Origin of the sequence: Colwellia sp. PAMC 20917, from assembly GCF_001767295.1 — a bacterium.
Taxonomy (GTDB): domain Bacteria; phylum Pseudomonadota; class Gammaproteobacteria; order Enterobacterales; family Alteromonadaceae; genus Colwellia_A.
In genome coordinates this window covers 4,504,941-4,528,024 of the sequence record NZ_CP014944.1, presented here as the reverse complement: position 1 = coordinate 4,528,024, position 23,084 = coordinate 4,504,941, and the positions used below count along the sequence as shown (strand labels likewise).

At 39.2% G+C, this 23,084-nt stretch carries 18 protein-coding genes and 1 riboswitch; of the genes, 10 read left to right on the top strand and 8 right to left on the bottom strand.

Annotated features, from left to right (window positions below; all coding sequences use genetic code 11):
• Positions 1–19: 19 nt before the first annotated feature.
• From glgB to A3Q34_RS19360, 4 genes are all read left to right on the top strand, one after another.
• Positions 20–2,308 carry a 1,4-alpha-glucan branching protein GlgB gene (gene glgB / locus A3Q34_RS19375; RefSeq protein ID WP_070376837.1) on the top strand — a complete coding sequence of 763 codons (2,289 nt, stop codon included), beginning with the start codon at positions 20–22 and terminating at the stop codon, positions 2,306–2,308.
• A complete protein-coding gene (gene glgX, locus A3Q34_RS19370; protein WP_070376836.1) occupies positions 2,308–4,461 on the top strand; it encodes a glycogen debranching protein GlgX in 2,154 nt (717 codons plus the stop codon). Before glgB ends, glgX begins: the two co-directional genes overlap by 1 nt.
• A gap of 105 nt (positions 4,462–4,566) precedes the next feature.
• Complete coding sequence (gene malQ, locus A3Q34_RS19365; RefSeq protein WP_070376835.1) at positions 4,567–6,747, top strand: 4-alpha-glucanotransferase; 2,181 nt, start codon at positions 4,567–4,569, stop codon at positions 6,745–6,747.
• Positions 6,748–6,797: 50 nt separating this feature from the next.
• A complete protein-coding gene (locus A3Q34_RS19360; protein WP_070376834.1) occupies positions 6,798–8,606 on the top strand; it encodes an alpha-amylase family glycosyl hydrolase in 1,809 nt (602 codons plus the stop codon).
• 177 nt (positions 8,607–8,783) lie between these two features.
• Here A3Q34_RS19360 and pdsO read toward each other — a convergent pair whose 3' ends face one another.
• Positions 8,784–9,584: a sortase-associated OmpA-like protein PdsO gene (gene pdsO / locus A3Q34_RS19355; protein WP_070376833.1), complete on the bottom strand. Its 801-nt coding sequence runs from the start codon at positions 9,582–9,584 to the stop codon at positions 8,784–8,786.
• Between the two features lie 196 nt (positions 9,585–9,780).
• On the opposite strand from pdsO, the gene pdsR reads away from it, so the two are divergent.
• Positions 9,781–10,479, top strand: a complete 699-nt coding sequence (pdsR, locus tag A3Q34_RS19350; RefSeq protein ID WP_070376832.1) for a proteobacterial dedicated sortase system response regulator — start codon at positions 9,781–9,783, stop codon at positions 10,477–10,479.
• Complete coding sequence (gene pdsS / locus A3Q34_RS19345; protein ID WP_070376831.1) at positions 10,469–12,664, top strand: proteobacterial dedicated sortase system histidine kinase; 2,196 nt, start codon at positions 10,469–10,471, stop codon at positions 12,662–12,664. Before pdsR ends, pdsS begins: the two co-directional genes overlap by 11 nt.
• Positions 12,665–12,668: 4 nt before the next feature.
• On the opposite strand, the gene queE is transcribed toward pdsS, so the two are convergent.
• Positions 12,669–13,343, bottom strand: coding sequence for a 7-carboxy-7-deazaguanine synthase QueE (gene queE, locus A3Q34_RS19340; protein WP_070376830.1), 675 nt, complete (start codon positions 13,341–13,343; stop codon positions 12,669–12,671).
• A 79-nt stretch (positions 13,344–13,422) separates the two neighbouring features.
• Here queE and queC point away from each other — a divergent pair, with 79 nt between their 5' ends.
• Positions 13,423–14,082 carry a 7-cyano-7-deazaguanine synthase QueC gene (gene queC, locus A3Q34_RS19335; protein ID WP_070376829.1) on the top strand — a complete coding sequence of 220 codons (660 nt, stop codon included), beginning with the start codon at positions 13,423–13,425 and terminating at the stop codon, positions 14,080–14,082.
• 74 nt (positions 14,083–14,156) lie between these two features.
• On the opposite strand, the gene lysC is transcribed toward queC, so the two are convergent.
• From lysC to A3Q34_RS19315, 4 genes are all read right to left on the bottom strand, one after another.
• Entirely contained in the window at positions 14,157–15,509 is a 1,353-nt protein-coding gene (gene lysC, locus A3Q34_RS19330) for a lysine-sensitive aspartokinase 3 (RefSeq protein WP_070376828.1), read from the bottom strand.
• Positions 15,510–15,620: 111 nt separating this feature from the next.
• A riboswitch (Lysine riboswitch) is annotated at positions 15,621–15,819 on the bottom strand.
• Positions 15,820–15,983: 164 nt separating this feature from the next.
• A complete protein-coding gene (locus A3Q34_RS19325; RefSeq protein ID WP_070376827.1) occupies positions 15,984–16,391 on the bottom strand; it encodes a GNAT family N-acetyltransferase in 408 nt (135 codons plus the stop codon).
• A 60-nt stretch (positions 16,392–16,451) separates the two neighbouring features.
• Entirely contained in the window at positions 16,452–16,736 is a 285-nt protein-coding gene (locus tag A3Q34_RS19320) for a hypothetical protein (protein ID WP_070376826.1), read from the bottom strand.
• Between the two features lie 89 nt (positions 16,737–16,825).
• Positions 16,826–17,233, bottom strand: coding sequence for a hypothetical protein (locus tag A3Q34_RS19315; protein ID WP_070376825.1), 408 nt, complete (start codon positions 17,231–17,233; stop codon positions 16,826–16,828).
• Positions 17,234–17,373: 140 nt separating this feature from the next.
• Between A3Q34_RS19315 and A3Q34_RS19310 the strand changes: the two genes are divergently transcribed.
• Positions 17,374–17,553 (top strand): DUF6435 family protein, encoded by a 180-nt coding sequence (locus tag A3Q34_RS19310; protein ID WP_070376824.1) that lies wholly within the window; start codon positions 17,374–17,376, stop codon positions 17,551–17,553.
• Between the two features lie 104 nt (positions 17,554–17,657).
• Here the strand turns inward: A3Q34_RS19310 and A3Q34_RS19305 are convergent, their stop codons facing one another.
• The gene (locus A3Q34_RS19305) at positions 17,658–18,278 is read right to left on the bottom strand and encodes a hypothetical protein (protein ID WP_070376823.1); all 621 of its coding nucleotides are present in this window, start codon (positions 18,276–18,278) and stop codon (positions 17,658–17,660) included.
• Positions 18,279–18,549: 271 nt separating this feature from the next.
• On the opposite strand from A3Q34_RS19305, the gene deoA reads away from it, so the two are divergent.
• Entirely contained in the window at positions 18,550–19,866 is a 1,317-nt protein-coding gene (gene deoA / locus A3Q34_RS19300; RefSeq protein WP_070376822.1) for a thymidine phosphorylase, read from the top strand.
• A 103-nt stretch (positions 19,867–19,969) separates the two neighbouring features.
• A complete protein-coding gene (locus tag A3Q34_RS19295; protein ID WP_070376821.1) occupies positions 19,970–21,181 on the top strand; it encodes a phosphopentomutase in 1,212 nt (403 codons plus the stop codon).
• 210 nt (positions 21,182–21,391) lie between these two features.
• On the opposite strand, the gene pgi is transcribed toward A3Q34_RS19295, so the two are convergent.
• The gene (gene pgi, locus A3Q34_RS19290; RefSeq protein ID WP_070376820.1) at positions 21,392–23,044 is read right to left on the bottom strand and encodes a glucose-6-phosphate isomerase; all 1,653 of its coding nucleotides are present in this window, start codon (positions 23,042–23,044) and stop codon (positions 21,392–21,394) included.
• Positions 23,045–23,084 lie beyond the last annotated feature (40 nt).

The following is a 23,084-nucleotide window of genomic DNA, read 5'->3' as shown; positions in this document are numbered from 1 at the left end:
AGAAAACTGAGGAAAATATATGAGTTTATCTGTAAATGACATCAAAGCTTTAGTCAGCGCTTGCCATAAGACACCTTACGAGGTTTTAGGGTTAAATGCTGACCAAAACACTCGTTATTTACGGATCACTTGCTACTTTCCTCACCTTAACGATATTGACGCTGTTGAGATAATGGCCTTAGCCCCTAATAAAAAATCAACGCAACTTAATAAGAATGAACAGATAAAATCATTAGGTAAGTTGGTGAAAGTTCATCACAGTGGACTTTACTCACTTAAGCTACGTCGTAAAAAATTATTCACTTATAAACTCAAGCTGACTTCTGCAAACGCATCATGGTTAATTGACGACCCTTATCAGTTTTCAGCTACCTTAGGGGAGCTTGATATTTACCTGCTACAACAAGGTAATCATCAAAAACCATACGAGAAATTAGGCGCTCACCTGCAAAATAAAACCCTTAATGGCCAAAATATTCAAGGTGTTTCGTTTGCTGTTTGGGCACCTAATGCCAGTCATGTTTCTTTGCTTGGTGACTTTAATCACTGGGACGAACGTAGCCATGCCATGCAAAATATCACCTTGGGCGATGTCGCTAGTGGCTATTGGAATATATTTATCCCACAAGCGTCAGTTGGGCAACAATATAAGTATGCGATTAAAGACAAAAACGGTAACACGTTACCATTTAAAGCCGACCCTTATGGCAACCAAGCCCAATATCGACCTGACACAGCGTCAATTATCAGTGCAAAAGACAATTACCTTTGGCAAGACCAAGATTGGTTAGCCAAACGTGAAAAACGTAACAGTAGAAACGCTGCAATTTCAATTTACGAAGTCCATTTAGGCTCTTGGCGCCGAGATAAAAATAACGAATTTTTAAATTACCGTCAGATAGCTGACCAGCTTATTCCTTACACTTTATCAATGGGTTTTACCCATATTCAGCTAATGCCGGTCAGTGAATTTCCATTCGATGGTTCATGGGGATATCAACCGGTTGGCTTATTTGCACCAACAGCTCGGTTTGGTAATGAAGCTGACTTTCAGTATTTTGTTGATGCCTGTCATCAAGCCAATTTAGGCTTATTGATTGATTGGGTACCGGGACATTTTCCAAGTGATGATCACGGTTTAGCGACCTTCGATGGTACTCATCTTTTTGAGCATGAAGACCCCAGACAGGGATATCACCCCGACTGGAATACCCTTATTTATAATTACGAGCGTGTTGAGGTTGCCAATTTTTTGCGAGCAAGTGCCCTGCATTGGTTAGATAAATACCATGTTGATGGCATTCGCGTTGACGCAGTTGCCTCGATGCTTTATCTCGACTACAGCCGCAAAGAAAATGAATGGATCCCTAACATCCACGGAGGCAGAGAAAACTTAGCCGCTGTCGACTTTTTAAAACGCTTTAACGAAGAACTCTATCAACAATACCCTGGTACATTTTCTGTTGCCGAAGAGTCTACGTCATGGCCGGGTGTTTCTCGCGCGACCCATGATGGCGGTTTAGGCTTTGGTTATAAATGGAATATGGGCTGGATGAACGACAGTTTACAATACATGCAGCGTGAATCTGTGCATCGTTGCCATCACCATAACGAACTTAGCTTTAGCCTAGTTTATGCCTTTGATGAAAACTTTATTCTGCCACTTAGTCATGACGAAGTTGTTCATGGTAAAGGCTCTATTTTACAAAAGATGCCTGGCGATGATGCTTGGCAACAGTTTGCCAATATACGCGCTTATTACAGTTTTATGTGGGCACATCCCGGTAAAAAGCTACTATTTATGGGCTGTGAATTTGCCCAAGGTAAAGAATGGGATCATGACCACGAACTTGATTGGCATCAACTTGACGTTCACTGGCACAGTGGCGTACAGCGACTGATCAAAGCGTTAAATAAGGTTTATTGCAACACGCCAGCGCTCTATGAAAAAGATTGCCAAAGCGAGGGTTTTAGTTGGTTAGATCATCAAAACAGCGAACAATCAATTTACAGCTTTATTCGTTTTGGCAATGACGCCCAAGAGAATGCGGTTGTCGTGGTATGTAACTTTACCTCACAAACCCATCATAACGTTAAATTAGGGGTACCAAAATCGGGAGAGTACGTCGAATTACTTAACTCGGACGCTGAAATTTATGGCGGCAGTAACACCTTGAACCTAGGTATTTTACCGAGTGTAGAATTGGCCTGGCAAGGTCAGCAACACTATATAGACATTACTGTACCCCCGTTAGCGACAGCGATGTTTATCCTCAAAGATGTACGTTTACCACTTGAGGGTAAATAATGACAACTTGCGCAATTAACACTGCATACAAAGTAACTTCGGGGCGTTCGTATCCGATGGGTGCTTCACTGGCTAAAAGTGGTCTGGGCTGTAACTTTGCCCTATTTTCTGCACATGCAACAAAAGTAGAGCTTTGTCTATTTTCAGGTGACGGTAAATATGAACTACAGCGCATTGAATTACCTGAGTTTACCGATGATGTTTGGCATGGTTTCGTTGAAGGGATCGCAGAAGGTTGTTTATATGGCTACCGCGTACATGGTCCTTTTGAACCTCATAATGGCCATCGTTTTAATGCTAATAAATTATTGTTAGACCCCTATGCTAAAAAATTGCACGGTAGCTTTATCCGCAGCGACCTTAATTTTAGTTATGATCTAAAAAGCACCCAAAAAGATTTAACCGTTGATAATCGGGATAATTCGGCGACTATGCCAAAGTGTGTGGTTGTTTCACCATTACTGTTTAGTCAAACGCATCCACAAGTTCGTCGCCGTGACACCATTCTTTATGAATTACATGTTAAAGGCTTTACCCAACAAAATCCCGATGTACCCATTGAGCTACGCGGAACATTCGCGGGTCTTGCTAATAAAAAGGTTTGCCAGTATTTAAAGTCTTTAGGGGTAACCAGTATTGAACTGCTACCCGTGCAACAGTTTATTAATGAGGACTTTGTCCAAGACAAAGGGTTAACTAATTACTGGGGCTATAACACCATTTCATTTTTTGTTCCGCACGCCGCTTACTGCCACTCAGGTGAGGTTGGCGAGTTTCGTTCTATGGTTGAAACTTACCATGAAGCAGGTATCGAAGTTATTCTTGATGTGGTTTATAACCATACGGCAGAAGGTGATGAACTTGGTCAAACGCTGAGCTTTAAAGGCATAGACAATGCTAGTTATTATCGTTTACACCCAGCTGACAAACGCTATTATGAGAATTTTTCAGGGTGCGGCAATACCATTAATGTGCAGCACCCTCGTGTTATTCAACTGATCACTGACAGTTTGCGCTACTGGGTAGAAATCATGGGCGTTGACGGTTTTCGTTTCGACTTAGCGCCAGTACTAGGGCGCGATGCACCTGATTTTAAAGCCAACAATCACTTTTTTACCAGTATAAGACAAGATCCTATCTTATCAAGAGTTAAACTTATTGCCGAACCTTGGGATGTCGGTCATGGCGGCTATCAACTAGGCCGTTTTCCCAATAGCTGGTTAGAGCTAAACGATCGTTTTCGTGACTCTTGTCGACGCTTCTGGCGAGGTGAACAAGGCTTAGTTGCAGAGTTTGCTAAACGTTTGCACGGCTCAAGTGACATTTTTGAACAGCCCAGTCGTCGACCTAGTGCCAGTGTTAATTTTATTACTTCACATGATGGTTTTACCTTAACCGATTTAGTGAGCTTCAATAACAAGCAAAACAAGGCGAACGGCGAACAAAACCATGACGGCCATAACAGTAACTTTAGTAATAATTTAGGGACTGAAGGGCCAACCGACAATTGTAGAATTAGTCTTTTACGCCGCCAGCAAAAACGCAATTTACTGACCACCCTCTTTATTGCTCAAGGCACGCCGATGTTACTCAGTGGCGATGAACTCAATAATAGCCAGCGCGGTAACAATAATGCTTACTGCCAAGATAATGAAATATCGTGGCTAGATTGGCAAAGCCCACAAGCACAGCAAGAATCAGATTTTGTTAAAAAATTAATTGCACTGCGAAAAGCACATCCGCTATTAAACAGAACACATTATCAACACGGTGTAAAAGTAAGTGAACATACCGGTTTAGCTGATATCAGTTGGTTAAATTGTCACGGTAAAGCGATGACTAAAGACAATTGGCATGATCAATCCATCAAGTGCTTTGCAATGATGTTAGCCAATACCGAACGCTCATCTACTCCTGAACATCAGCAAGACGATGCCCTACTGATTATTTTTAATGCTCATCAGCGCAGTATCAACTTCTTATTGCCAGTACTTAACGGTTACTGGCAAGTGCTCATTGATACCGCTGTTGATAATCAAGAATACAGTTACGCTGACAAAAAATCGCCAAAAAACATTAGACACCCCGCTATTACTATTGCTGAACATAGCTGTGTGGTATTGCGGTATTTACATAGCCCAAAAGACAAATAGCAATACGGTTCTGCGTTAAGTAGTTGAATCGTAGATAACAAAATCACCACAAGCATTGGCAAAAGTATTCCTTTAGCCACTCAAAAAGAATAGAGTATTAAACTTATGAATTTGATAGAAAAACTTGCCGACCTAGTTGGCTTTCACAGAAGTTACACTGATAGTTATGGGCACCAAGTTCCGGCAAACGAAAGTGCTAGGCATAGCCTACTTTGTGCTATGGGTTATGACCTGTCTAATAACCATACTATCAATAACAGTATTACAGCCTTACAAGAAGATAGCTGGCGTAAAATGTTGCCTGGCGTCCATATTGCTAAGCTTGAAGAACACAGTCACACTATTATTATTAGCCTACCGGTAGATGAAAGTTTAAAAGTTACTTGGCAGATAACTACTGAGCAAAGCGAAATCTTAACGGGTGAAGTATTGGTTAGCGAGTTAATTTTCCAAGAAAAAAATCAGCTTGCCGATAAAGAATATCGAAAGCTTGCCTTAACACTCCCTTTGTTATCACAAGGTTATCATAAGCTTAAGCTGAGTTATGGCCAACAAACAGCAAGTTGTCATTTGATTTTTGCACCTAAAACTTGTTATAGCCCACAGGAAGCCTCACCAGAAAAAATGTGGGGATATGCTGCGCAGTTATATTCACTCAAAAGTGAAAGTAATTGGGGAATGGGCGATTTTGGTGATTTAAAAACACTGGTTAAAAAGTCTGCCGAGCAAGGCGCTGCCGCCATAGGTTTAAATCCGTTGCATCCCTTGTATCAAAATAATCCCGCACATCGCAGCCCGTATTCCCCGACCAGCCGTTGTTTTCTCAATAGTTTATATATTGATGTTACTCAGGTACCTAACTTTTCCAGCTGCAAGGCCGCTCAACTTCGCTTTAACAGTGATGAATTTCAAGAAAAAGTTAACTTCGTCCGTAACACTGAACTTATCGATTACCCTGGCGTTGCTGATGTTAAATTTGAAATTATTGAATTGCTCTTTGAAGACTTCATTCAAGCGAATAATGACCAGAATGTAAGCGCGACCTACCAAGAGTTCAGCGACTTTAAAGCCGAGCAAGGCGATGATTTATTACTGTTAACCACCTTTGACGCCTTATATGAGCATTTTAGAAAAATTGATTTTAATGCTTATGGTTGGAAAATGTGGCCGAGTGAGTTTCAATCACCACATTCAGCACAAGTCGCTGCTTTTCAACAACAGCATGCTAAACGTCTTGATTACTTTGCCTTTTTGCAATGGCTAGCTCATCGCCAGTTAACTGATGTTGCCGCATTAACAGAACAAGCTGGCATGCCGATTGGTTTATATCTAGACCTTGCGGTTGGTTGTGACGGCTCGGGCGTTGATGTTTGGTCTGATAAAGATGTTTATGTGTCTGGCGCAGCGGTTGGTGCTCCGCCCGATGCGATGAATACCTTAGGGCAAGATTGGGGGTTAACGCCGATTAACCCCGTAGCACTGCAGCAACAAGGCTATTTACCGTTAATAAAGGCACTGCGCAGTAATATGCAATATGCTGGTGCTTTACGTATTGATCATATTTTAGGTTTAATGCGTCAATATTGGGTAGCGCCAGGCATGAAAGCCGATCAAGGTGTTTATATTACTTTTCCATTTGAAGATATATTGCGCATTATTGCCCTTGAATCTCGTCGTAATGACTGTGTGGTTATCGGCGAAGACTTAGGGACGGTGCCCGATGGCTTTAGTGAAATAATGGCAGCCGCTGGTTTACTATCATACAAGGTGCTATTTTTTGAGCGTTGGGAGTCGGGGTTATTTAAACGCCCGGAGTTGTACCCAGCCCAATCTATGGTAACCGTGTCAACACATGACTTACCTACCCTTACCGGTTGGTGGACTGGACGTGATTTACATTGGCGACAAATATTGAATCTATATCCATCAGACGAAATGGGCCAACAAGAGCGCGAGGCTCGAATACAAGACCGTAGCTTATTAGTTGCAGCCTTAGCAGACTTAGACGTTATCGATGTGACAAAAGCGCCGCAACAAAGTCCGGCGATAATCAATACTGAATTATCAATTGCCGTACAGAAGTATATGGCGAAAGCACACAGCCATATCCAACTTATTCCATTAGAAGATACCTTAGAGATTGTTGAACAAGTTAACATTCCCGGTACTATCGATGAACACCCTAACTGGCGTCAAAAATTACCAGTAACTATGACTGAATTTTGGCAAAAAGATTCTGTTAAATCGCTTGCACAAGCGATGCAAAAAGCCAGGCCAAAAAGCTAATATTGTGCATAATGTCGATTTTAATGAACACCATAATGAATGAGAATATAATGATAATAACAAATAGTACATTCACATTGAAAAGATCAAAGATTGCGCTACTTATCTTAAGTAGCTTATTTATTAGCGCTTGTAATGAAACTAAGCCAATTAACACAGAAAAATCAGCCAGCTTAAGTGAGGTAAAAGCCTTACCACTTAAAAATGCTGACGATTTAGCTCCTTATTTAAATAGAAATATACAAGATGAGGTTTTTTACTTTGTTATGCCAGACCGTTTTTATAACGGCAACACTGATAATGACCAAGGGTCTAAGACCGACATAATATCTGCTGGTGGTTTTGATAAAGCCGACAAAGGCATGTATCACGGTGGTGACATTCAAGGTTTGCAAGCTAAACTGCCTTATTTGAAAGGTATGGGTATTAGCGCTATTTGGTTAACACCTATTATGCGTAATCAAGCCATGCAAGGTGATTCTTCGGGTTATCATGGTTACTGGATCTTGGACTTTAATGAAATTGACCCGCATTTGGGTAGTAATGAAGATTTAAAACGTTTCATTAACGCTGCACATAAAGAAAATATAAAAGTATTTTTTGACATTATTACTAACCACACCGCTGATGTTATTAAGTATGTTGAATGTCACGGCGAAGATGGCTTACAGTATTTGATGAAAGAAGATGATGGCTGTTTATATAAAACACTTGCTCAAGTGGCAGCCGGTGATACTTATCAAGCCGTTATCCCAAAAGGCCAAGAAAACCTTAAATCACCCGCTTGGTTAAATGATAAAAAATATTATCACAACCAAGGAGATACAACCTATGAAGGAGAAGACTCAATATATGGCGACTTTAGTGGCTTAGATGATATTGATACTAATTCACCTGAAGTGGTTACAGGCATGACCGAAATATTCAAAAATGTCATCAGTGAATTTAAACCTGATGGTTTTAGAATTGATACCGTAAAGCACGTCAATATAGAGTTTTGGGCAGAATTTGCCCCTGCGCTTGTTGACCACGCAAAAGCGATAGGTATTCCAGAATTTTTTATGTTTGGTGAAGTATATAGTGGCGATGTTAAAGAATTAAGTGCTTATACCACAATAGGTAAAATGCAGTCTGTACTTGATTTTTCCTTACAGTTTGCTTTACAAGATACCCTTATTAAACAGCAAGGAACACATAAACTCGTTGAGGTGTTCGAGAATGATGCTTACTATAATGACAGTGACAGTAATGCCAATCAGTTGCTTAACTTTACCGGTAACCATGACATGGGACGTTTTTCTGGCATGTTGAAAAGTAGTGATTTCAACTATAGCGAAGCAGAAATTATTCAACGCACCTTGCTAGCCCATGCGATGGTTTACTTTCTGCGTGGCGTGCCAATTGTCTATTATGGCGACGAGCAAGGTTTTGTTGGTGATGGCGGAGATAAAGACTCTCGCCAAGACATGATGCCTTCTTTGGTAGACAGCTACAACGATGATGATTTACTCGCAAATATTAAAACGACCGCTGATGACAACTTTGATGAAAATCATCTGTTTTATAAGACATTTGCTGAGTATGCGGATATCTATTATCAATACCCAGCACTTAGGTTTGGCGAACAAAAATTCATAAATGCTGATAATAAGCCGGGGGTTTTTGCGGTATCTCGTACATTAAAAGACGAAGAAGAAATCATTATTGTCTTTAATACAGCAAAAACAGAAAAGTCTGTCGCGTTAGGCTTTACCCTCAAAAATGGCGAAAAAATATACCCAGCCTTTAAAAGTGATGAGTTTGTCGATGGAACATTAACCGTTCCCCCGTTAAGCTTTGCAATTTATCAGGTCAGGTAGCTGAAGGTTTAGTATTTTTTGTACAGATAAAGAAAAACCAAGGCGCTATGGGAGTGTCCTTGGTTTTTAATTTATTTATTCTTTAATTAGTAAACTATTTCACTATTTGCTGTTTCACCTCCTTATCTTATTTAAATAAATGATTGAACACACCTTTACCTTCACTCATACCAACACTTAATAATTATTAGCCACTTGCTCGGTGTTACTGTGCAGCTTTATTACCACACGTCGGTCATAAAAACTGACTTCTTGTTGAGTGTTAGCCACTACCGGCGCTTGCTCACCAAAAGCAAACAGTTTAATGCGTTCTGCTTTAACGCCTTGGTCAATTAAGGCATTTTTAACGGTGTTAACACGAGCAATAGACAGCGCTTGGTTTAATTTTTTATTACCTTGTTTATCGGTATAACCCGATAAATCGATAAAGAGTTTTGGCGATTGTTGTAACATTTCTGCCAAAGCAACGATTTGACTTTTATAGTGCGGCTGTAAGTCACTAGAGCCGGTTGAAAATTGTAAACTCATCAGTAAATTTTCAGCTTGTAGTTGACTGGCATTTTGGTGTTTTTTATCAAAGTTTTGTTCTAAAACCGATAGTTCTAATTGATGATTTTGTTCAGAGCGTTGTAAATTGCGGCGGAACTCGTTTGCAGCCTGCAAATAATCATGCTCTTGCTTTTTCAATGACGCCTGTAGTTCACTCAAATTTTCTTTATCGTTTTGTGTTTTCGCAATAAGTGTACCGGTCGCTCCCACTAAAATAGCGCCAATAGGACCACCAAATATCGCGCCAATGATCATGCCGCTACCTAAGCCAATACTTTCTTTATCTCTGTCACTCAGTTCAACCGAATCGCTTGCTGTTAAGTTTGACTTTTCAAAGGCGTATGCGGAATGACTTAATGTCGGTGCAGCAATAAGCGCTGTGATTAAGAAAAGTTTCGCTGGGTTTAATTTACTGTTAATTTTTTTCATGTTAATTCCTAAATGATTAAGGTGTTTTTTGTTGACGAGGTAATTAAAACAAGAAAAATAGGCTTTGAAACGACACAAAAAAGGCAAAGTAATGAGCAAATGTGGCAACAATGTGGCAATTACAACAATTGCGCGCATTTATAAAAAAACTCTTATATAGTGCCTTAAAATAAGTTAACTAATAGAGTCGTATAGAGTGTTAAAACGAATTGCCATAGTCGAAGATGAAGCCGCTATAAGAGAAAACTATGCGGATGTGCTGCGCGTTCAAGGTTATCAAGTGCAGACCTTTGCTAATAGAGAAAGTGCCTGTAAGGCCTTTGCAATAAGTTTGCCCCACCTTGTGATATTAGATATTGGTTTAGAACAAGAATATGACGGCGGTTTTACCCTATGCCAATGGCTTAGGAATATATCAACGACCTTGCCTATTATTTTTTTAACTGCGCGTGATAATGATGTTGATACGGTGTCAGGATTGCGTATTGGTGCTGACGATTATTTAACTAAAGATATTAGCCTGCCACATTTATCAGCGCGCATTGCAGCCCTCTTTCGTCGCCAAGAAGCACTAAAACAGCCAACCGCTGAAAGTAGTTTACTCACATTAGGGCCGCTAACTATCGACAATCAACGAATGAGCATTGTTTGGCAGCAACAAAGTGTTGATTTAACGATCACCGAATTTTGGATGGTCTTTGCCTTAGCTAAAAACCCCGGACATGTTAAGAACCGTCAACAACTGATGAAAGACTCCAACATCTATGTCGATGACAGTACCATTACTTCCCATGTAAAACGCATTCGTAAAAAATTTAACCAAATAGATAAAGACTTTAACTGCATAGAAACAGTTTATGGTATGGGCTATCGTTGGAACAAAGATGAAAAATAAGCTCAATTTTCGTTTTGGCTTACGAACTAAGCTTTTACTCCTGTCTAGTTTTCTCTTTGCCATTCCCTGGTTTGGTTATCAATACGTATGGGAAATGGAAAAGTATTTACGCTTTGGTCAAGAACAAACAATCATAGGAACAGCAAGAGCCCTCGCGACTTCGTTGCATGAACGCCCTAACCTTTTTAATAACCAAGCCAGTTTTTTACCCGATGTTGAAAAAGGTAAAGACCTTTACGGTTATCAGTTATCCCAAGCGATAAATCTCGACGGTTTACCCAACGACTGGCCAAGTTTTCAAGAAAAAGCCCACTATTATGGGGTTAATAACCAGCTTGGTCAGCAATTAAGCGTTGATAAGCTCACTAATCATTTCAGTGCCGCTGTTGGAAAATATGATAAATACTTATACTTTTTTATTCAGGTGATCGACGATACGGTTATTTATCGTGATGAAAATGCTCGAGCCATCAACAAAAATGATCATCTGGAATTATCATTCAACGATATTAATGGCAATTTCCAACGTTTTATCGTCAGTAATAAAAATCAGGGGTGGCTTGCTGCCTATCGTATTAATGATCTTGAAAGTAATGAACGGCTTCAATTTCCAAAGCCTGTTAGCTTCATTCAGGGCCAATGGCGCGATACCGAGCAAGGTTATAATATTGAACTGCGCATCCCTTTAACTAAAATCAGTGACCGCTTAGCCTTTGCCATTCATGATGTCGATGCGCCATTGAGTGCAGCCACAACAATAATAGGCAGTGCAGATCCAAGTAGTGCAGCAACCTTAGGCACCATTTTGGTGCCGTCACCTGAAATTGAACGCATAGTAAAGGGCATGAGTTACACGCAGTCACGTATTTGGGTGGTTGATCAACATCATCGCGTGCTAGCAAAAAGTGGCGACATAAAAAAAGCCAGTGGCTTATGGCAAAAAAACATCAATAACTCTGATAACGATGGCTCTTGGTATGCTTGGACACAAAAATACTTACAACCGTTATTTCAACATTTGCTCAACAAACCTCAAGATGATTTTATTGACCGTCTTTATGACACGCAAAACCTAACGGGTGAACATATTGAAGCCGCACTTGCGGGTATGCCAAAATCTCAATGGCGATTAACCACAGATAAAAAAGCGGTAATCATATCAGCTGCATACCCTATTTATATCAGCGATAAGGTCAACGGTGCGGTAATTGTTGAAGAAACAACCAATGGCATTCTCAGTGTACGAAATAAAGCCTTAGAGAAATTGTTTACGTCAATTTTAGCGATTATGTTATTGGGTGCTTTCGCTTTTTTCTTTTTTGCGTCACGTATCTCAAATCGCATTCGCCAACTGCGTAATCAGGCAGAAATTGCTATTGATGAACACGGTCGAATCAATAACGAGATAGCTGAGAGTATGCAAGTATCAACAGCGAATGATGAAATTGGCGATCTCTCTCGCAGTTTTTCAACGGCGGTAAATCGTTTGAGCCAGTACAATCATTATTTAGAAAATATGTCGTCACGACTCTCTCATGAACTCCGCACCCCAATAGCGATTGTTAGAACGTCCTTAGAAAATTTGTCTTTACAAGCCTTGCCTGATAAAAGTACCGCTTACATTGACCGTGCCCAAAGTGGTATTAATCGCTTAAACAATATATTAACCAATATGAGTGAAGCGACTCGTCTTGAACAAATGCTCAATCAAACTGACAAGGTCAGTTTTAATCTCTTTGATGTGCTCAATGGTTGTGTACAAGGATATCAGCAGATATACCCTAACTTTACTATTGAGTATTTGGCCTCAGATAAAAAAGTAATGTTGGCGGGATCGCCTGAGCATATAGCGCAATTATTAGATAAGGTTGTCACTAATGCCGTAGAGTTTAGTGATGATAATAAACTTTTCATAACGACAGCGTTGAAAAACAAAGACATCACCATTCACGTTAGCAATAATGGCACGTTATTACCCGACACGATGGAAGAGCGACTTTTTGATTCTATGGTTTCAATGCGTGAAACACCGCAAATGAAAGAAGATAAGACCCCTCATTTGGGCTTAGGCTTATATATTGCCCGCTTGATTTGTGAATTTCATCAGGGGCATATCGTGGCAAGTAATCATCATAATCCGCAAGGTGTCACGGTGTCGATTACCTTGCCATTGCAGGTAAAGTAATTATTTACTCTATACCTAAATATTTATGTACTTGAACAGATAAACGCCAATTATTTTCAATACAGCTTTTTATTGCTAACGCTGTTGCCCGTTCTTTTTGGCTGATCGGTTGCAAATAAACTTGAGTGTTAACAATATTATGTTCGGCTAATAACGCTTTTAAGTCGTCTATATGTTGCTCAGTCGCCACTGGATGTTTAATTTCATTGGCACGTAACATCGCTGAGTTTAATATTTTGTAGCCACCCTTCATGTTTACTTTGGGTGAAACAGTCACCCAGCACTTATCCGTCACCTGTATTTCAAAAGTACCCGATGTTTCTAATTGACAACTAAAACCATTGGTTTCAAGTGCTTGGCACAGAGGGAGTAAATCAACCATCGCTGGCTCACCGCCAGTGATAACGATGTGTTTGGCTTGATAATCTTCTGCCGTTATCATCGCTAAAATATCTTTAACCGTAAGCGCTGACCACGTTTGAGATTCAGCTTCTTTTGTTAACATAGCATTCGGTGTTACTTCATCTTCAAGATTTATTGCCCAAGTATGCTTAGTATCACACCACGAGCAAGCAACGGGGCAACCTTGCAAACGGATAAAAATTGAAGGTTGACCGGTAAAAGCGCCCTCTCCTTGAATAGTTTCAAATAATTCATTAATTTTGTATTTTACGGTCATCGGGGTTTTTGCCTGTTTATTGCTGGTGTAAATTGAAGTAAAATGCGCGATATTAATTATACCCTAAGAGACTTTAGAAATGACAAACAAAGTTGTTGTTATTTATTCTGGTGGCATGGACTCATTCACTGTTCTTAATCGCGCCTTGCATGATGGCAAAGAAGTGTTCGCATTAACTTTTGATTACGGACAGCGTCATGTCAAAGAAATTGAATTTGCCAGTACGGTTTGTCAATCACTTGATGTAAACCATAAAATTATCGATATATCATCTATTAATCAATTACTTGCTGGTTCATCATTAACTGATAATATTGATATTCCTGAAGGTCATTACGAAGCTGAAAGTATGAAATCAACGGTTGTTCCTAACCGTAACATGATTTTGTTATCACTTGCGGTCGGTTATGCCGTTTCAGTGGGGGCTAGCCAAGTTTATTACGGCGCACATTCAGGGGATCATGCAATATATCCTGATTGCCGTCCCGAATTTGTAATGAAAATGAATGAGGTGTGTAAAATAGCTAACTACGAGTCAGTAGAAATATTTAGCCCTTATTTAACGGTTACTAAAAGTGATATTTTAACCGATGGATTAAAAATGGGCTTAAGCTATGATAATACTTGGACGTGTTATAACGGCCGTGAAAAAGCCTGCGGAAAATGTGGTGCCTGCCAAGAGCGTTTAGAAGCTTTCAGTGATAATAATGTTACCGATCCGTTAAGTTACGAGTCGTGATAAATAAAAGATAAAACACGACAAGGTGTTTTATCTTTTTTCGTTACTGACCAAAGAAAGAATATGCTTAAAGCTTATGAAAATAAGGCATTGTGTAGCTTTTCAACGGTCTCATTTGCTTGTTTCTCATCGACTAAGAAACATAAGTTATGTTCACTGGCGCCATGACAAATCATCCGTACGTTTATCCCTGAGATAGTTTCAAAAATACTGGTACCGACGCCATTACTGCGATGCATTTTATTTCCTATAACCGCTATTAACGATAAACCGTGCTCTACGGTCACTTCACAAAGTTGCTCTAATTCTTCGACAACGGTTGAGTTTAAAAGCGCTTGTGTTGAACCCGTTGGATTATCAAAGGTTAGCGCAACACTGATTTCACTGGTGGTAATTAAATCAACACTTAGTTCATGTTTGGCTAAAATACCAAAGACTTGCGCAAGAAAACCACTAGCATGTAGCATGGCTGGACTCTTTACCGTTACCAGTGTTTGCTCTCTACGTAAGGCTATTGAGCGATATATTGGGCTTGATTCAACAAACTGTTGAATGCGTGTGCCGCCCTTCTCTGGTTCCTTACTTGAACCAACAAAAACCGGAATATTCTTTCTCATCGCAGGAATAAGTGTTGCGGGATGAAGAATTTTTGCGCCAAAGGTCGCCATTTCAGCCGCTTCACCAAAACTGATTTCTTTAATAGCACGAGCATGCTCAGTAATACGTGGGTCTGTGGTAAAAATACCGACGACATCAGTCCAAATAGAAAGATTATCGGCATGTAACGCTTCGGCTAAAAGTGCCGCACTGTAATCAGAACCGCCACGGCCTAGGGTTGTCGTATGACCGTCTTCGTCTTGACCAATGAAGCCTTGGGTAACGATAACTTTATCAACCAGCAAAGGCGTAAGAAGTTGCTGTGCATTATTAGCGAGCAACTCAAGGTTAACAACGGCTTTACCGTATAATGCGTTGGTTTTCATGACTTGGCGAACATCAAACACTTCGCCATTAACACCAACAGATTTAAGGACTTGTGCGAAGATACATGAACTCATTTGTTCACCAAATGACAAAATTGCATCGGCTATACGTGGGCAATAGTTAAGTGATTGCGCGTTAGCAAACTCGCTTAACTCATTTAGCAGTTGATCAATTTGAAAGTTTAGCTGTGTTTCTTCAGCTAAATGTTGGGTAATATTAAATTGGATAGCGCGAATACTGCTAACGATTGCTAATTGTTCATGCTGAGATACATCTTTTTGACTTAAACGAACCAGTAAATTAGTAACGCCTGAACTTGCAGATACGACAACAACTTTATTACTTGCATCGTTTTTAATGATCTGAGCGCATCGCAACATTGCTTGATGGTCAGCTAGACTTGTGCCGCCAAATTTTGCAACAGTAAAAGGTAATAATGACATTTAAGGTCTCCCTAATTAAGCCCCCAGTAATAATTATAGGGTAACTTTATAAACTTCAAGGAAGAGCATGGCTGAATTAAGAAGTGTTCTTGGTAAGATAAACTAAACTTTTCAGCCAGAAGCTCTCCACCATAATCTAATTAGCACTTAATATACTAACTAGAGGTGACAATCCTAGGGATTCAGCCCTAGTAACCGAATAAATAACGCCACTCGCTAATTACTCTCGGCAATAGTCTCCCTCAATAACAGTCAAAAGAATGGTGGTTCTTCGTGTTATCTACCTAGCTACTGCTCCTCTTCTGGTTGATTATTAAAAACATACAATTTGAGTATTTATTCTAATAACCGACATGTGGATTAAATCCTATCTGTAATAATAAATCAACAGGCTAAGTCGATCTTTTTAGAAATAATAGCTTAATAGCATTGCCCGAAGTTCAGCTGAAGCTTGGCTAGGCTTTTATACAAAAATTAACGGTTGCTGCAGCGCATTAATTTTATACCACCGACATCCGTTGAAAAGCCAAGATTTTTATAAAAGCTTTCCAGTTCAGGTAAGCAATATAATTCAAAATGTTTTACCTTGACTAATTCATCATGGTTTTTAACTAGGCTCATCAATTGCTGACCGATACCATTACCCCGATGAGAGGTGCTTACAATCACATCAAAGATGATTGCTTTATAGATAAAGTCGCTGAGAATTCGCGTAAAACCAATGAGCTCGTTGTCTTCATCGAGAATACCAATACAAATTTGAGAACCACGAATACAATTTTGAGTATCTTCGAGTGAGCGTTCTTTACCCCACCATACACTTTTATAAAGTTGGTGAACTTGCTTTATATGGTCATCAGAAAAGCTGTAAATTATGGTCATCTTTAATTTTTAAACTCAATATTAACTGAACTATTAACAGACAGTCATTAGCCAGCAATATTATTTAATAAGAGTAACACCTGCAACTTCTACCACTGTTTTTGCATCAGCACGTTCAATAACTTTTAATAGTGTTGTTTGAATAGTTTCATCTTTTCTCGCATCACCTTTACTGGTAAATTTTTGCTCTTGTGGAGCATCACCTTCAGCGGCAATAAAACCAACCACAACTTCAGTAGCACAATCAGCTGACTGACCAAAATAAGCTAATGAAATTTGTGGGTAGCCTTGAAATCCTTTCTTAACTCTTTTATCAATACGTTTAGTCGATTTGTCTAAGTTCATAATAATTATCCAAAAAATAACGCGATATTAGCGCGAATAAAACAATAGTTATCTAAAATCATAAATGATTTATCAATATAAGCTAAACCCTACAACACATGCTGAACCAATAAGATGAACATTAATACTACATGAGGAAATGCAACAGTAGGTCTTATTGATTGACAGGCATATTCTTTAATTAAGGCAAGACCTGATAAGCTAACTTTATGATATTCAGAGTTAAATTGACATACATTTTCACTACTGTCGGCTGAAATATATTTTTCTAACTGTAAAAGCCGTGTCTCAATACGTGATTGAAATGTCTTCCAAACAGCATCTTGAAGCCATAAAACGACTAAGATTAAAAAGATAGGAATCATGATTACATTCGATATAATGGCTAAGAGTAAAACGATAACGGCAATAAGTTTTATATAAAGCGAATGTTTCTCATAGCTGTCAAACTGATTCTGGAGTAAGGACCATTCTGAGCTGAATTTATTTTTTTCCATTTTTTTCCTCTTATAATTAGAATAAATTTTTGCAACACGTAGCACGATACAATAAGTTTTTAATTAAAAATGTAAATAATATAAACTAAAATCGATTTGTATACGTATAACTAACAGTAACCAACTTAATGGTAAATATAATGTTTGGAATATTTAAAAAAGACCCGATAAAAAAATTAAATAAACTCTATGAAGCTAAGCTTGAACAAGCGATGTTTTCGCAAAGAAATGGAGATATAAAATCATATTCGATGATCACTGCTGAAGCTGAAAAAATAGCCGTGCAGATTAAAGATTTAGAAAATTCACAAAAGAACTAACGCGCTAATAGCGAACACCCCGCCACTTCATTTAAGGTGATGGCGGGATTTTATTGCTTCCCCTTTTAAACCCGGTGTTTATCTGCTTGCAGTCTTCAGTACACTCAATTGATTAATAATTCGTAATGATCAGCTTTTTTGGTAAAGCCAACCCTTCTCAAGTAAAGTTCATGTGCATCATCTGATGGTTCAACGATTAAATGTTTAATACCTTCTTGTCTTAGTTGATTTTGTTCAGCTGAGAACATGAATTTTGCTGCTTTAAAATCTCGGTCTTCGGGGATGATATAGTCGAGTAGCACTTCAACCTTACCGTCCTCATCTAACTCCCGATAAGCAAATAATCCTACGGGTTTCATGTTCCTAAACAATAACAATACCACGGCATCATCAAGTTGCTGCCACTGAAAGTTTTTACATAAGCCAATGATATCTTTACCGTAACGTTCCTTTAACAAGTTGAAAAAAGATGATTCCACCGATTTTAGTTTAATTAAATCAAATTGATCTTTCTCTTGATAAATACGGATTAAATAGTAGACATCAACCAAAGCAATCCAGCCGTTTAAAATAAAAACAGGGTAGGCATCAATAAAGTACCCATAAACACTAAAGGCAGCAGCACCAAATAAATTGATCCAACGCAATCGTTTGATATTAGACATCATTAACGATAAGGCGATTAGCACACTTGCGACATAACCAAAGGCTTCTAACAGGGACATGACAATACTCTTTTAGTAAAACAACAGGGATAGTATAATAATCTGACCAAATGGTCAGAAAAACACGATTAGATCTTGACACATGAGTCAGGAAAACACAATATATGGCTAATAAATGTATTTAACAGCTAGTTATGACTCAACTATAATACTAAATAAAAGCAATACATAGCTATGCTATTAGCAACCAATTAACAAATTTAAAAGTATGGACGTTTACATAATTGTTACCTAATGCTTTTCAACTCAATTATTATCTAAAGGGATCACTATGCACTTACCTCAAAATATCATTCGTCAAAAACGTAATAAACAAGCTTTAACTGTAGATGAAATTCAATGCTTTGTTGATGGTCTTAAAACAGGTGATTTCACCGATGCACAAGTTGGCTCAATGGCTATGGCAATTTGGCTTAATGGCATGACAACTGATGAAGTTGTTAATCTAACCATGGCTATGCGTGATTCGGGTACGGTTGTTGATTGGCATAATAAATTAAACAAACCCATTGTAGATAAACATTCAACGGGTGGTGTTGGTGATAAAGTAAGCTTAATGCTAGCACCAATAGTTGCGGCATGTGGGGCTAATGTGCCAATGATTGCAGGACAAGGTTTAGGTCATACTGGTGGTACGGTTGATAAATTAGAGGCCATTCCTGGTTTTAATGTTCGCCCTAGCCTTGCAGAGTTCCAAGCAACAGTTAAGGAGCAAGGCACAGCAATTATTTCACAAACCAAAGATTTAGCACCAGCCGACAAACGCCTTTATTCAATTCGTGACGTAACGAGCACAGTAGAATCCATCCCATTGATCACCGCTTCCATTTTATCAAAAAAATTAGCGGCTGGCCTCGAGTCATTAGTCATGGATGTAAAAGTAGGCAATGGTGCGATGATGGCCGATATTGAATCAGCTCAAGCATTAGCACATTCAATTGTCTCAGTCGCCAATGGCGCAGGAACACCGACACAAGCATTAATCACTGATATGAATCAGCCGCTAGGTACCACAGTGGGTAATGCACTTGAAATACAAGAAACTATTGACTATTTGACCGGAAAATATCGTGAGCCAAGGTTGCATGAAGTCACCATAGCCCTAGCTGCTCGAATGTTATTAACCAGTAAAATAGCCAGTGATATTGAACAAGCGACAACGTTAGCCGAAGAGGCATTAACATCAGGTAAAGCCGCTGAAATATTTGGCAAAATGATCACCGCGATGGGTGGTCCAGCTGATTTATTAACCCACAGTGAAAGTTTACTGCCTAAAGCTAATATGACTAAAAACATCGTCGCCTCAAAAGCTGGTTACATTGGCATTATGGATACTCGTGCTATAGGTATGGCATTAGTAGAAATGGGTGGTGGTCGTGTCGACCATAATCAAAGCTTAGATTACAGTGTCGGCTTTAGTGCTATTAAACCAAAAGGCACGAAAGTCGCTGAAGGCGACATCATTGCTATTGTTCATGCCAAAGATGACGCTCAAGCAACTCAAGCGATTAAACAATACTTAAATGCGGTTGAGATTTCAGTAGCGCCAGTTATTGTTGAACCTGTAATACATCAACTCATTACCTAATTATTGATGCTCAACTGAGATGAATTCATTATTAAGGCGACTGTAAAGTCGCCTTAACTTTTTATCCCCTTCTTTTAAATAAATTTATAAAATGAGAACAATTATGTCGAGAGCAATTATTTTGGTCATTGACGGTTTTGGCTTAGGTCATGCCCCTGATGCAGAAGCTTTTGGTGATGTTAATGCCAACACCTTTGCAAATTTAGCCGAAAAATTTCAAGAAATTAAAGGACGCCCTTTAAAGCTTCCTCATTTAAGTAAACTGGGCTTAGTTAAGGCTTGCCAACAAGCGTCAGGTCGCACACTTTGTGTTGAGCCCGTTAAGCCAACTAAAGGCGCTTATGGTTACGCTGCTGAAATAAGTACCGGTAAGGATACCCCCAGTGGCCACTGGGAAATGGCAGGAGTGCCGGTGTTATTTGATTGGACTTACTTTACTGATAAGAAAAATAGCTTCTCAGCAGAACTGATGGCACAAATAAACCAAGCCACAGGTTATGCTGATATGTTAGGAAATTGCCATGCCTCTGGTACCGATATTATCGCTAATTTAGGCGAACAACATATAAAAACAGGTTTACCTATTTGTTACACCTCAGGCGACAGTGTTTTCCAAGTTGCCGCCCATGAACAACACTTTGGCTTAGATAATCTTTATAAATATTGTCAACAAGTGCGAGTAATACTCGATCCGTTAAATATAGGACGTGTGATCGCTCGCCCTTTTATTGGTGAGATTCCTGCCGATTTTGAGCGAACAGGTAATCGCAGAGATTATTCAGTATTACCTCCAGCGACCACCGTATTAGAAAAATTAACGCAAGCCGATGGTACGGTGATAAGTGTCGGTAAAATTGCTGATATTTTTGCGCATCAGGGTATTAGTATCAAAACCAAAGCAACCGGACTACCTGCGTTATTAGATGCAACGCTCGCACATATGAAAACCGCAGCAGATAAGAGTATTATTTTTACCAATCTAGTTAATTTTGATCAAGACTTTGGTCATCGACGTGACCCTGTCGGGTTTGGCGAAGCGTTAGAATATTTCGATGAGCGTTTAGCGGAGTTTTTAGATCAAATGGCTGATGATGACTTACTGCTATTAACCGCTGATCACGGTTGTGATCCTACTTGGCCAGGCAATGATCATACGCGTGAATTCGTGCCAGTTATCGCTTATCACAATCATATCGATTCGATAAACTTAGGCCAGCGCAATAGTTTTGCCGATTTGGGACAAACTTTAGCCAGTTTATTTACCTTAGACGCAATGGATTATGGTCAGTCTTTTTTAGACGAACTAAAGTTTTAATCATTGAAGCCTTAACTCAAGGACCCTAGTTGGTCCCTTGATAAACGTATTTACTAACAATAAATTGGCTTTTCAATTTGCCAACAGATTTAACAACACTGCCTGATATCGACAGATTAAATAAAAAAACCGAGTAAACTATTATTGATACATAGTCTTACTCGGTTATTAATCATTGATTTTTATTGAGTATTTAAAGAAGGCCTAATGTTACATCAATGATTTATTAGCATCTCGGTATTGCGCAAGGAGTAATTCTGTCGAACTGTCTGAAAGTTCAGTATTATTAGGCTGTCCAATGCGAGATAATATATCATCACCTAATATTTTCCCAAGCTCTACACCCCATTGGTCGAAGGAATTTAAGTTCCAAATAACCCCTTGAACAAATACTTTATGCTCATATAAAGCAATTAGCGTCCCAAGTTGGTAAGGTGTTAATCGGTCAAAGGTCAAGGTATTCGATGGTCGATTCCCTGGCATTTCTTTATGTTTGGCAATCACTTTGGCTAATGCTTCTTCCATACCTGAAGCGACAAGTTCATCATAGGCTTGTTGATGTGTTTTACCTTGCATTAGCGTTTTACTTTGTGCAAAACAATTGGCAACGAGCATATCTTGGTGACCGTTCATATTATGTTCAGCAACTAATGGCTGAATAAAATCAACCGGTACTACTGACGTACCTTGATGTAATAACTGATGAAAAGCATGTTGACCATTCGTGCCTTCTGCGCCCCAAATAACCGGACCGGTAGTACTGCTGACAATTTCATTATTAAGCTGGCAGCTTTTACCGTTAGACTCCATGTCCATCTGTTGTACATACGCAGGAAAACCACGTAAATAATGACTGTATGGTAATAAAGCATGAGTTTGACAACCAAAAAAGTTATGGTTCCACACCCCTAACATCCCCATGAGTACCGGTAAGTTTTGCTCAAGCGGTGCCTCTTTAAAATGCTTATCAAGATCGGCAGCACCTTTTAGTAATTCAGTAAATCCTTGATTACCTATTGCCATCGCAATAGGCATGCCAATAGCTGACCATAATGAATATCGTCCCCCAACCCAATCCCACATCGGAAAAACATTGTCACCATTAATACCAAATTCGACCGCTTTAGTTACATTTGATGATATGGCAATAAAGTGTCGGTTTAGCTGCTCAAACGTAACACCATAGTCATAAAACCATTGGCGAGTAGACTCGGCATTCGTCAGAGTTTCCTGAGTATTAAAAGACTTTGATGCGATCAACACCAAGGTTGTTTCAGGGTTTAAATGAGTTAAAACATCATGTAGATGATTTCCATCTATATTGGCCACAAAATGCTGTTTAGGCCCACCTTCAACATAAGGCTTTAATGCAGTAGTCACTATTTTAGGTCCCAAGAAAGAGCCACCAATACCTAGATTTAAGACATCTGTAATAGATTTACCACTATAACCTAACCATTTCTTGTCACGCACTTGGTTAACGACTGCTTCTACCTTAAGACGCACCGCTTTGATTTGAGGTATAATATCAACACCGTCAACAAGTACAGGTGTACTGTCTTGTTGTCGCAAAGCTGTGTGTAATACCGATCTGTTCTCAGTATTATTAATCGGCGCACCAGCGAACATCGCCTCTCTTTTTTCAGCTAATTGCGCTAATTCGGCTAACTCGATTAACAAAGCGCGCGTTTTCTCAGTAATACGATTTTTTGAATAATCTAAATTTAAGCGACAAGCACTAACCGATAAATTTTCTGCTCGTAGTGGATCACTGGCAAACAAGTCACGCAAATGGCTACTTTTTATCTCAAGCAAGTGTTGTTGAAGTTCTCGCCACTTATCGTTAAAAGTATCCATTAACATGAGTGTTGTCCTAAAGTGTCGTTAAAAGTATCCATTAGCA